This is a genomic window from Bradyrhizobium sp. LjRoot220 (genome assembly GCF_964252915.1).
GTDB lineage: Bacteria > Pseudomonadota > Alphaproteobacteria > Rhizobiales > Xanthobacteraceae > Bradyrhizobium.
On record NZ_CAXUPS020000009.1, the window covers coordinates 52633 to 64314 of the forward strand.

Sequence of the window (11682 nt, forward strand, 5' to 3'; positions counted from 1 at the left end):
ACAAGGGCACGGCTCAAGCCACGATGATGCATACAACCGATCTCCTCGCGCGCTTCCACGATCGCCTCAGCCTGCCGCTGATCGCGGCGCCGATGTTTCTCGTCTCCGGCGTCGATCTCGTGGTCGCCGCCTGCCGCAACGGCGTGATCGGTTCATTCCCGACGGTGAACTGCCGCAGCCCCGAGCAGCTCGACGAATGGCTCGATGAGATCGAAGGCCGCTTGCAGCGCCATTCCGATGAGAGTGGAAAACCCGCCGCGCCGACTTGCCCGAACTTGATCGTGCACCGCTCCAATGCGCGGCTGGCGCAGGATCTCGCCGTGCTGCTCCGCCACAAGCCCGAGATCGTCATCACCTCCGTTGGCTCGCCGGCACCTGTGTTGGCACCGCTGCATGATGCCGGCGCGCTGGTTTTTGCCGACGTCGCCAGCATTCGCCATGCCGAACGCGCGGTCGCCGCCGGCGCCGATGGCCTCGTGCTGCTGACGGCTGGCGCCGGCGGCCAGACCGGCTGGCTCAACCCGTTCGTGTTCGTGCGTGCGGTGCGCGGCTTCTTCGACGGGCCGCTGGTGCTCGCCGGCGGCATCAGCGACGGCCACGCCTTGCGCGCGGCGCAGGCGCTCGGCTGCGACCTCGCCTACATGGGCACCAAATTCATCGCCACGCGCGAGAGCATGGCGGACCCGAGATACAAGGAGATGCTGGTCGCCAGCAGCGCTGACGACATTCTTTTGACCACGGCGTTCACGGGCTTGCAGACCAACATGCTGCGGCCGTCGATCGCAGCCGCCGGCCTCGATCCCGACGATCTGCCGGCGCGCGGCGCCATCGATATCGGCAAGGACATCGATATCGGCGCCCGCGACCACCGTCCGACACGCTGGCGCGACATCTGGAGCGCCGGGCATTCGACGTCTGGTGTGTCCGAGGTTCTCGCTGTCGATGAACTCGTTGCGCGGACGCTGGCTGAATACCGCGCGGCGGTTGCGCGGGTCCAGATCGGCTAGTTTCGAGTTCTGCGGCCTCGTGGTTCGACCGGCGATGCGTTGCATCGTCCGGGCACGCGCGGCTTTGCCGCGTTCCTCCCCATGAGGGTTTTAGTCATCAACCTGAGCGATCAGACCTCATCCTGAGGAGGCGCGCAGCGCCGTCTCGAAGGATGAAGCCCGGCTAATTCGACACGTAATACCAATCCTTGTCGTAGCGCACGAGCTGGCTCGGCGGCTTGTCGTCGAACTCGAAAAAATCCTTGGGATCACTGCCCGGCGGCACGCGCAGGAAGCCGGTGAAATAGTGCTTCAGGCCGCGCGAGGTCAGGAACAGCACGTAGGTGCCGCCCCTGGCCTGGTCGATGACGATGTCGTTGCCGCCGGCGGAAACATTGGGCTCGCTGGCGCCCAGCGCGATCATGGATTTATTGTAGGGAACGTTCGGCTTGAGTTCGCCGGCCTCGATGCGGGCCACGATCCGTTCGCGATCGGCGCGGTGCCAGTAGAAATTCCGCTGCAGCGCGACTTGCTGCAGCGGGGCGTAGACGAGTATCGCGAGCGTCGCCGCGCAGACCAGGAACGGGAGCGCGAATTTCGCGCCGCCGGTTCGAATACGAAGCAGCAGCGTCGCCGTCCAGATGCCGCAGCCGACGAACATCAGCGCCGTCAGCGGCAGAATGCCGAGCAGCACAAAGGCGGACGGGAAGTCCGCCATCGACAATTCAAACGTCGCAAGCAGCAGCGTGCCGATCGAAATGACGCTGGCCGCCAACAGGGCGGTGCGGACCGACGGCCTGGTTGCGGCGATCGTCGTTTCGGCTGTTGTCTCTGTCATTCCTCGTGCCGCTCTCGATTTAACGGGCCGTTAACCAAATCGGTCTCAACAATAGGCCCACAGGATAGCCCGCCGCCACAGCCGGGCTGTCCGCAAATAAGGGGGCGCAAGATGGATTTCGATCAGTTTTATGCCAAAACCCCGGCGACCATCGATGAGATCAAGTGGCGGGTGACCCGCGCGCTCGATCGGCATCCTCTGTGCCGCAACGTCGAATTCGACATCGTCAGCATGCCCCGTACCGGCAAGAGCAACTGGACCATCAGCCTGCGCTCGGTCGCCCCCGACGCGCTCTGGGAGGCCTCCGATATCGTCGCCGACATCCAGGAAGCCTACGATCTCGCTGCGGCGGCCTGATTTTTTGTCGATTCGGCGCGATTTCCACGCTTTTCCGCGCCCCATAACCCCTTGAATGGCATGGTAAAGCCTTAATTACCGTCCAATTTTCGCGGGTCCTCGACCGCGTTTCCGAGCAAAAGCATGCCCCGGACGCGATCCGGGGTGACCGGTTCGCGTCAAGAAGGCGCGTCAAAATATCAAGAGACTGGAGCCGGCAAGGCTCCGGGATCGGCGGAATGGAGACGCTTTTGACCAAAGCCATCATGATCGTTGCGCTGACCTGTGTGCTGGTGGCCGGCGCCGCTGCCACCGCGATTCTCGGCCGCGACAGCGTACCCGCCGCGCGGTACGAACTGGCTTCCGCGCCGGCCGCGGTCCAAAACCCGGTTTCGAACAAGGAAAACAAGAAGGACCGGCTCGCGGTCGCCGCGCTGGCCGCGTTCGAACCGCCGCAGGCTGCCCCTGTGCTGAGCGAGCCGCTGCGCCAGGCCTATGCCTCGACTGCGCCGGCCGACATCGACATTCCGAAAGTCGCGGCGCCCGCTCCGGGGTCTGCAATGGCGCCCGCTCCGGCGCCGGCCAGGCCCAAGGCGGCCGCCAAGCCGGCTCCGCAAAAGAATTACGCGCTGCTGAGCGACAACCAGATCGCCGGAATCAAGGAGCGCTTGAAACTGTCCGCCTCGCAGGAATCCTACTGGCCGCCGGTGGAGACCGCGCTTCGCGCCGTCGCCCGCAAGATTCACGCCAAGCGCCAGGCCGATCCCAACGGCCCCAGCATCCCGATCGATCCCGAGGCTGAAGAAGTCCAGCAACTGAAATCGGCGGCGATGCCGCTATTGTTCCAGTTGCGCGAAGACCAGAAGAGCGAAGTGCGTTCGCTCGCCCGCATCATCGGGCTGGAAAAAGTAGCCTCCATGATCTGAGTGACATGATCTGAGCGGTCGCGGCGACCACGCGTCGTCGCGGGTTCCGCCGTTTCCACATTTTCCCGTTTTGGAACATCGGCCCTTGCCGCGCGTTTTCCCGCGTGGGCTTAAGGAGCCGGGCCATGCGCACATCGACAGCCTATTTTGCAGGCGTGGGAACCGTGGTCGCGGCTGTTGCCGCGGGCCTTGGCGGCGGCGTGTTGATTTCGAACATGGTCAGCCCGCATGCGCCCAGGATCGAAATGAGCAAGCTCGAACTGCGGATGTCGGAGAAGCCGATCCCGGCGGCGAACGTGTCGGCGGAACCGGCGCCGTCCAGTGCGGCGACTGCGTCGAATCCAGCGCCGGCGCCGGCCCCGAAAGGACCGCAGGGCGAACCCGCGCCGACGGCTTCAGCGCAGGCACGGCCCGCCGCCGGCACGCCGCCCGCAGTATCACCGCAGCCGAACGCTGTACCGGTAACGCAGGCCGTTTCGTCTGAAAAAGCAAATTCTGAAGCGATCAAAACCCCCGAAGCCGCTTTGGCCAGATCGCGCGATATCGACGTGAAGGCACGCGATGTCGACGTGAAGTCACGCGACGGCGACGTGAAGTCACGCGACGGCGATCTCAGGCGAGAGGCGAGACGCGCCGCCGAGGAGAAGCGCAGGGCCGAGCGCCGTCAGCTATGGACGGAACGACGCCGGCCGCGGCAGGATCAGGAGCTTCGCGAGTTCGAGGTGAGGGTCCGCGAAGAGACCGAGCCGCGGCAGGTGTTCGCCGCCGAACCGGTCGCGACGCCGCGGATCAGATTGTTCGATCTGGACTGATCGATTCCCAAAGCGTTTTCGCGTGAAGCTTGCTCCGCACGATCCGGGTGGACATCGGCTCGCGTGAACAACACGCGTCAAAAAGCCAAAGCTTCGATTCTGATTATTCAGAACCGAAGCTCTCAATCGCGTGACCTATCCGCCGCGCGATTCCACCACCTTGCGGCAGGGGTCGGAGAGTTTCGTCTTGTTCTCGCGCAGGCAGGCGTTCATCTGTGGCGGCTTGCCGATATGCTCGGCGCAGAACTTCCCGGCATCCGAGCGGCAGGCCATCTGCTCTTCGCGGCTCGGCCCGGATTGCGCCGAGGCCGGCGTGCCGGCGGCGAGCACAAAGGCGAGCGAGACGAGGATGGACACACGCGTGGATTTTTGGACGGACTTCTTCATGGATCACCTTATCGAGGGGGCATTGACGGATTGAGCAAAGCGCCCGCGGAAACTCGTCGAAGCCGGCGGCGCGGTCCATGCCATGTTCATGGCAGCCAAATGTCTCCTGCAAACGCCCCGCGACACCGCCACACCATCTTCATGGGATGTCGCGGCACGCGGGTCTGGCCCAAATACCTCCCCGCGTCGGCTGCGGTGACCGGTCGGTCCATCGCAAGGCTGCACGGCAAAATCAGGAGAGGTTGCATGTTGAGGAATTCTGGATGGCTGAGCGCCGGTCTGACCGTGGCGGCGCTTTCGACCGTGGCAGCTTTGGCGCTCGGCACCGGCTCGGCCCAGGCTGCCGTGGTCTATTGCAAGACGGTGGGCGTGCCGCAGGGCTGCGTGGTGCGGCCGACGCCGGTGGCCGCCGCCGCCGTGGTTGCGACGCCCCGCGTCGGCGCGGTCGGTGTCGGTGCGCCCGGCGTCGGTGTCCGCGCCGGCACGCCGATGAACCGCGGCGGCCCGGTCAACCGTGTCGGCCGCCGGTAAGCCAGAGCGCGAACGGCGTCCACGATGGCGCAGCGCCCCCTCTCCCGCGCTTGCGGGGGAGGGTCGGGGTGGGGGTTTCGCCACGAGTCCGGCTGTTCGTCTGGAGAGAGTTTGCTCCACCCGGATCGCTAGTCTGTGGACGGGGCCGACTAACAAAATCATTTCACATCCAGCTAGCCACTAGCGTCGCTGTCGGGAAAGCGGTGCGGCAAGGTCAGCCCCACCCGCGTTCCGCCGGCGCCGGATGTCAAATCGAGCCCGGCGCCGCAGCGCGCGGCGCGGCTTTGCATGTTGCGCAGGCCGCGGCCCGCCTTGGCGCCCCCGGCGGGCGCTGCGCCGCCTGCTGCCAGCGCAAAACCGTTGCCGTCGTCCTCGATCGTAATGCAGCCCTGGTCGAGCCCCGAGCCATCGCGCCGCGTCTCGATGCTGACGGTGATGCGGCGCGCATGCGCGTGCTTGACCGCGTTGGTCAGGGCTTCGTCCAGCAGCCGCATGATCTGGATCACGTGCCAGGGCCGCAATTCCGGATGCACCGGCAGACCTGGCGGCGTGATCAGCCAATCGAGCTCGATGTCGTGCGGACGCAACTGCGCCATCGCACGCTCGCGCCACGATCCCAGCGCCAGCATCAGGTCACCGCCGATGTCGTCCATGGAATCGATGACGAGGCGCAGATCCTTCAGCGCCGCCCGCGCGGCGTCGCCGATCGGCGCGCTCGCGTCATTGCCGCGTTCGCTGAGCGCCACGATACTGACGAGTTGGCCGCCGAGGCCATCGTGCAGATCGCGCATCAGCCGGTTGCGCTCGCGCGCCAGCGCCGCGGCCCGCGCGCGTTCCTCCTCGCGGGCGAAACTGGCTTTCAATTTGTCCTCGGCCTCGCGCACCTGGGTGATGAGGCGGCCGGCGAAGCTGTCGACCTGGTTGAGCGCCCGGGCGAACCGCCAGGTCAGCGCCGCGCCGATCGCCACCAGCATCGCCGAATAGGACAATCGCGAGAAGAAGATGCGCCGGTCCGCTACGATCTGCAGCACGGAGAGCATGTCATGGATCCAGCTGGTCAGCACGATCGTGACCGCGCAGCCGAGCAGCATGCTGGCGAAGTCCTGCCGCCGCAGCACCGCATTTCCAGCGATCAGCGCCATCATCACCAGACAGAGTCCGACCATCGGCGAGCCAATGAAAAGATACAGCGCCCGGACCGAAGCCTGGCCGCCGATCAGCCCGGCAACGACAAGGATCGCACCGGGCACGAAGATGATGGGGCCCCAGCGCGGCCATTTGCGGCCGAAGAACAGAATGCCGAAGGCGAGCACAAGCCCGCTTTCGAGCGGCGCCGATGCGATCGCGATGGAATTGAGCGCGGCGTAGCGGTGCTCGGCGAGCGGGGTCGACAGGAACGCCTGCAGGACGCCGACCGCCATCGCCGCCGCCAGCATGCCGTAAGCCGGTTCATGGCGCCGCATCACCCACATGATCGTCAGAATGACCGCGAGGATCGCCTGCCATGCCGAAAACACGATCGGCAGCGTGCCGAACAACAAGGTCCGCTGGTCGTAATAGGGACGAACGACATCGTCCGGTCCGACGTAAGCCACGTCGAGAAACGCCGAGATCGGGCCCCATACCATCACGCGAATGGTGAGTTCGTTCGAACCGCCATGCAGCAGTGCCGACGGAATCACCGCGATCTGGGGTGTGTTGCGGTCGGGCCGATTGGCCGCGGGGTCGCGCCTGGTGTCCAGCACCACGACGCCGTTGACGGCGACTTCGGCGGCATTGGTGAAACGCGGCAGATAGATCGACCACGCGCGCGGCGGCTGCTCGGCCGGCCAGATGAACCGGCCGGAATAGATCGGCTGAGCGTCGGCAGGCGACCGCGCGCTGGCGAAGTGCGGCAGCGTTACCGAACGCTCAGTGCCACCTTCGCGCAGCCTGAACTCGGTCACGGCGTAATTGTCCGGTGGCGCGGGCAGCGGCTGTCGCAGGATAAAGCCGCAGGCGACGGCGATCAGCGCCTGCAGCAGCACATATTGCAACAGGCGGGAGACCTGCAGCCGCCGTCGCACCTCACCGGGAGGGGCCTGTATTGCGGCGTCCTCGCTCACAGCCGGATCAGGCCCTGCTGCACCGCCTCGAACACCGCTTCGCCGCGGGTATGCACTTCGAGCTTGCGATAGATGCTCTTGATGTGCCCGGGCACGGTCTGGCGCGACAGGCCGAGATGGCCCGCGATCTCGGCATAGCTAAATCCCTTGGCGATGCCCCAGAGGATATCGATCTCGCGCGGCGTGAGCTTTGCGGTGTTGAGCGGCGGGCCGGGCGGCGGTTCCGGATTGTTCTGGGTCCGGCGCACGATGAAGCGCGCGATCGAGGCCGAGATCGGCGAATGCCCAGCCACCAGGTCGCGGACGGTGGCGGCGATGTCGGTCGGAAATGCGTCCTTGAGCAGATAGCCGGTGGCGCCGACCGTGATCGCCGAGATCACGCTCTCCTCGTCGCCGAGAATCGAGATCACCATGATCTCGGTGTCGGGAAAGCGCTGGCGCGTTTCGCGGATCAGGTCGATGCCGTGGCCGTCGGGCAATTGCAGATCGGTCAGCAGCACTTTTGGCGAACCCTGCGCGAGGCCGGCGCGAGCCTCGGCCAGTGTCGCCGCGGCACGGACCTGATAGCCGGCCTTGGTCAGCGCATCCTGCAGCCGCCACAACGTCGGCGCGTCGTCTTCGACCAGCAAGACGGAAATGGCTTGCGAAAGCGGCTCATCGCTCGTCATGAAAAGGCTCCGGCCGCCTGTCCCCGCGGCCCCTGCGCGAGTTTAACCCTGCGGCGGGGCTTTAGGACAGCCATATTCATGGGGGAGGGCATAGCGGAGGGCGCCGCGCCGCGCGGATCGCGCCTGCTCCGGACGCCATCAGCTTTAATCGAATTGATCGGGCAACGCACACAGTTCCTTCGCCGAAAACCGTGGCCGCTCTCCCGGCGCTCGGCATCCGGTGGTTTACTGACCCTTGTGCGCGCGAAGGGATGGAGCATCCATGAGTCCCATTTGCAGTCCCATTTGCCGGAACCGTAATCCGACCGTGAATTTACGGGGCCAAAAAGTAATCTGGTTGCAAGGAACAGGCTCCACACTTCCAGGCCGCTCATCAAGGACCCTTTCCACGTGACGACAGGCAATGAAATCCAGATCGACCGAATCCGAAAATATCTCGGTCATCTGACGTCGCATGCGCGCAGCAGCCTGCTCGTCGAAATCGAGCGGATGCAGATGTACGACGAGGATATTTCGGGTTTCGAAATCATCCTGGCGGAACTGCGCGCCGAGTTTCGCAAGAGCGGCGAGCCGCACAATCGTATAGGCAATCCGTCGCGCTACTTCTTCAAGGCGATCGAGGCCTTGTTCGTCGACCGCTCGCCCGAGCGCGCCAATTCCGGACAGATCTCGCGCGGATCGCTTGCGCCGATCTGGGAATGGATCAACCAGGATCTGCTGCCATCGATGGCCCGCGACTATTGCGATCGGATGAAGCAGCTCATCGTGAAGGACAATCCGGACGAAGCCAAGCTGATCGTTGCCGGTTTCCAGTCCAAGGTGATCAAGACGATCGAGGGGTTCCTCGGCTCCGAGCAGGGCTTTGCCGACGTACGAAGCGGACTTGGCAAATATACCGGCTCCCGCGCCAGCTTTGACGATCTCAAGAAGATCCTGCTGGCCTTGCGGTTGCGCGACGCCATCGTCGCCTTCAATGGATCGCTGCCGTCCAAGGTGGATAATTTCGACGGCGACGCGCTTTCCAGGATTCGCGGACAGCTGGACACGTTCGCAGCCAAGCATCCCGAAGCGATGCCGTTTGCCCTGACCGCAGTGACGAAGCGCCTCAAGGTACCGTGGCAGCTGGCGCGTCTCGCGACCAAGTCGGCGCGCAGCAAGAACGCCGCCGAGATAGCGGCGACCCGCTATGCGATCAGCATCCCGATGGTGCTCGATCATCTCGACGACCAGCGAATAGAGTTGAATCACGCGCTGAAGAGCAACCGAATTTCGATTGCCAAGGACATTCTCACCGATATCTACGACATGGAGCACGCGCTGCGAACCTGGATCGATCGCATCGACCAGACCGACTGGGGACGAAAGCTCGACGAGGTGATGGCGGCGGTCGCGGCCGATCTGAAGGCCGAGTTGCAATCGCTGCCGGGAAACCTCCACCACGTCCTTGGATCGCTCGCGCTGCATCGCCATCACGCCGAACCGGCCGGACTGGCATTCCTGGTGCAGAAGGGCCGCAACCTGATCGGGCTCGGGCAGCGGTGAGGATTGGGTGCAGCCCATTGCGACCATCGGATGAATTGCGCCGCGACATTTTGACCCGACGGCCGCGCCCGGCTTAGCCATGGCAGAAGCGGTGGCAGAATAACTTCTGTTATCCAGAATCAATGTCAAGCCCCAAAATAAAAAATATTTCGCTTTTACGGAAGGCCGACTCAGGGGCATAGTTTGGCCATCCCGTCCTAGTCAGAAGGGCGTCGGCCGTGGTCACGGACGTTGGACGGGTAGCGGTGGACGTGACGGTGCCCTTGACCAAAGGCGCCGAAGCGTACGGCGAAGACGTGTGGTCCTGACGTCGCGGTGCTGGCGTCAATGCACCTGGAGGCAATAGTTTTCAGGGCGCAACGGAGGCAAAAGAGCCGTTCTCCGGGGAGAGCTCGTTATAAGCCGTAAAGCCATTGCGCAGGGAAGGCCGGGTGTTCACCGCTGCCCTGTATGCTCGTGTGCAGCTTTCTATCTACCAACCGCACACGGGACCGCGGGTGCAGCGCGCACCCGGTCTTCCCTGCGCCCTCTACTCACGAGGGCGGGAAATTTCTGGCAAACCTCGGGCGCAATCCGCCGCGAGAATGCGGACTTATACCCGTCATCCTGAGGTGCGAGCCTTGCGGTGCAGTTGCACCGCTGGGCGATCCTCGAAGGATGAATCGGCCACAGACGGGCCGTCGTCCTTCGAGGCGCGCAAGAGCGCGCACCTACGGGTGAACGCAATTGCGTTCATCCCGGGGATGACGGATTGAAGCCAGCGATCCAAGACTAGGAAAATCCCCCGTCTCCTGCTCTTATCAGAATTCTCTCTGCCACCCCGGCGAAAGGTCCCCCCGATGACGACGCGACGCGAACATGATCTGCTGGGTGACCGTGACGTGCCGGTGGAGGCCTATTACGGCGTTCACACCTTGCGGGCGGTGGAGAATTTCCCGATCAGCGGCACCCCGATCTCGATCTATCCGGACCTGATCACGGCGCTGGCCTCGATCAAGGTCGCCGCGGCGAAGAGCAACCGCGAACTGGGATTGCTCGATGCCAAACTGGCCGACGCCATCGTCGCCGCCGCGGAGGAAGTGCGAGCAGGCGAACTGCACGACCAATTCGTGGTCGATGTCATTCAGGGCGGCGCCGGCACCTCCACCAACATGAACGCCAACGAGGTGATCGCGAATCGCGCCCTGGAGCTGCTCGGCCGGCCCAAGGGCGACTACAAATTCCTGCACCCCAACGAGCACGTCAACATGAGCCAGAGCACCAACGACGTCTATCCGACGGCGCTCAAGCTGGCGGCCTATGCCGGCATCATGCGGCTGGTCGACGCCATGGCGGTGCTGCGCGAGGCGTTCGAGCGCAAGTCCGATGAGTTCAGGGACATCATCAAGATGGGCCGCACCCAGTTGCAGGACGCGGTGCCGATGACGCTGGGGCAGGAGTTTTCCACCTATGCTGTCATGCTGGGGGAAGACGAGCAGCGGCTGAAGGAAGCCGTGCTGCTGGTGTGCGAAATCAACATGGGCGCGACCGCGATCGGTACCGGCATCAACTCGCACCCGGATTATGCCGGCCTGGTGTGCCGGCACCTGCGCTCGGTCACCGGCATTCCGGTCGTGACCGCCTCGAACCTGGTCGAGGCGACGCAGGACTGCGGCAGCTTCGTTCAGCTCTCCGGCGTGCTGAAGCGGGTGGCAGTCAAGCTGTCGAAGACCTGCAACGATCTGCGGCTGTTGTCGTCGGGACCGCGCGTCGGGTTGAACGAGATCAATCTGCCGCCGATGCAGGCGGGCTCCAGCATCATGCCGGGCAAGGTCAACCCGGTGATTCCAGAGGTCGTCAACCAGATCGCCTTCGAGGTGATCGGCAACGACATTACCGTCAGCTTTGCCGCCGAGGCCGGCCAGTTGCAGCTCAACGCGTTCGAGCCGATCATTGCGCACAGCCTGTTCAAGAGCGTCAACCATCTCCGCGCCGGCTGCCTGACGCTGGCCGCAAAGTGCGTCAACGGCATTACCGCCAACCGCGAGCACCTGCGCCGCGGCGTGGAGAATTCGATCGGCATCGTGACCGCGCTCAATCCCTATATCGGCTACGCCAACGCCACCGAGATCGCGCAGGAAGCGCTGATCACGGGCCAGAGCGTCTACGATCTGGTGCTGGCCAAAAAACTGTTGACGCCGCAACAACTCGACCAGATCCTGCAGCCGGAAGTGCTGACCCGGCCCCGCGCGGTTACGGTGACGTTGGTGCACGGCAAGGCGGAGGTGGGAACCTCGGGGCCGAGTCAGATCGACTGAGCGCCCATGCCGACAGGCATCGCGGCCCATCGCTGTCTGCGTGCAGCGCAAAAGGAGTCCGTAGTTCCACGGCAAGTTGCCCGATCACGCAATTCTAACCAGTTCCGCGAACAATTTGTGAACCACGCGCGGAAAATTCACTTCGCGATTAACGCCGAACTCGTCCGATTGGCGCACAAAAGGCGAAGGAAACGTCTGGAAAGTGAATTCCGTGGCAATAGCGGAAGCAAACAAACCGTTGTGGAAGTCCCTCT

Annotated in this window: 11 protein-coding genes; 7 read left to right on the top strand and 4 right to left on the bottom strand. The window is 64.1% G+C overall.

Going from position 1 to position 11682, the window contains the following annotated elements:
- Window positions 1-26 precede the first annotated feature (26 nt).
- Window positions 27-1007 (top strand): NAD(P)H-dependent flavin oxidoreductase, encoded by a 981-nt coding sequence (locus tag ACSQ84_RS29315; RefSeq protein ID WP_436215395.1) that lies wholly within the window; start codon window positions 27-29, stop codon window positions 1005-1007.
- Between the two features lie 163 nt (window positions 1008-1170).
- On the opposite strand, the gene ACSQ84_RS29320 is transcribed toward ACSQ84_RS29315, so the two are convergent.
- Window positions 1171-1824, bottom strand: a complete 654-nt coding sequence (locus tag ACSQ84_RS29320; RefSeq protein ID WP_436215215.1) for a hypothetical protein — start codon at window positions 1822-1824, stop codon at window positions 1171-1173.
- Between the two features lie 111 nt (window positions 1825-1935).
- Here ACSQ84_RS29320 and ACSQ84_RS29325 point away from each other — a divergent pair, with 111 nt between their 5' ends.
- From ACSQ84_RS29325 to ACSQ84_RS29335, 3 genes are all read left to right on the top strand, one after another.
- Window positions 1936-2181 (top strand): hypothetical protein, encoded by a 246-nt coding sequence (locus tag ACSQ84_RS29325; RefSeq protein WP_436215216.1) that lies wholly within the window; start codon window positions 1936-1938, stop codon window positions 2179-2181.
- A 230-nt stretch (window positions 2182-2411) separates the two neighbouring features.
- The gene (locus ACSQ84_RS29330) at window positions 2412-3086 is read left to right on the top strand and encodes a hypothetical protein (protein WP_436215396.1); all 675 of its coding nucleotides are present in this window, start codon (window positions 2412-2414) and stop codon (window positions 3084-3086) included.
- Between the two features lie 125 nt (window positions 3087-3211).
- Complete coding sequence (locus ACSQ84_RS29335) at window positions 3212-3898, top strand: hypothetical protein (RefSeq protein ID WP_436215217.1); 687 nt, start codon at window positions 3212-3214, stop codon at window positions 3896-3898.
- A 135-nt stretch (window positions 3899-4033) separates the two neighbouring features.
- Here the strand turns inward: ACSQ84_RS29335 and ACSQ84_RS29340 are convergent, their stop codons facing one another.
- A complete protein-coding gene (locus tag ACSQ84_RS29340; RefSeq protein ID WP_436215218.1) occupies window positions 4034-4285 on the bottom strand; it encodes a cysteine rich repeat-containing protein in 252 nt (83 codons plus the stop codon).
- A gap of 246 nt (window positions 4286-4531) precedes the next feature.
- Between ACSQ84_RS29340 and ACSQ84_RS29345 the strand changes: the two genes are divergently transcribed.
- Window positions 4532-4816 (top strand): hypothetical protein, encoded by a 285-nt coding sequence (locus tag ACSQ84_RS29345; protein ID WP_436215219.1) that lies wholly within the window; start codon window positions 4532-4534, stop codon window positions 4814-4816.
- A gap of 173 nt (window positions 4817-4989) precedes the next feature.
- On the opposite strand, the gene ACSQ84_RS29350 is transcribed toward ACSQ84_RS29345, so the two are convergent.
- Both ACSQ84_RS29350 and ACSQ84_RS29355 read right to left on the bottom strand, forming a co-directional pair.
- Window positions 4990-6921 (bottom strand): sensor histidine kinase, encoded by a 1932-nt coding sequence (locus tag ACSQ84_RS29350; protein ID WP_436215220.1) that lies wholly within the window; start codon window positions 6919-6921, stop codon window positions 4990-4992.
- Window positions 6918-7589, bottom strand: a complete 672-nt coding sequence (locus ACSQ84_RS29355) for a response regulator (RefSeq protein WP_436215221.1) — start codon at window positions 7587-7589, stop codon at window positions 6918-6920. Before ACSQ84_RS29355 ends, ACSQ84_RS29350 begins: the two co-directional genes overlap by 4 nt.
- A gap of 390 nt (window positions 7590-7979) precedes the next feature.
- Here ACSQ84_RS29355 and ACSQ84_RS29360 point away from each other — a divergent pair, with 390 nt between their 5' ends.
- Window positions 7980-9131 carry a hypothetical protein gene (locus ACSQ84_RS29360; RefSeq protein WP_436215222.1) on the top strand — a complete coding sequence of 384 codons (1152 nt, stop codon included), beginning with the start codon at window positions 7980-7982 and terminating at the stop codon, window positions 9129-9131.
- A gap of 839 nt (window positions 9132-9970) precedes the next feature.
- A complete protein-coding gene (aspA, locus tag ACSQ84_RS29365; RefSeq protein WP_436215223.1) occupies window positions 9971-11428 on the top strand; it encodes an aspartate ammonia-lyase in 1458 nt (485 codons plus the stop codon).
- The last annotated feature ends 254 nt before the right edge of the window (window positions 11429-11682 follow it).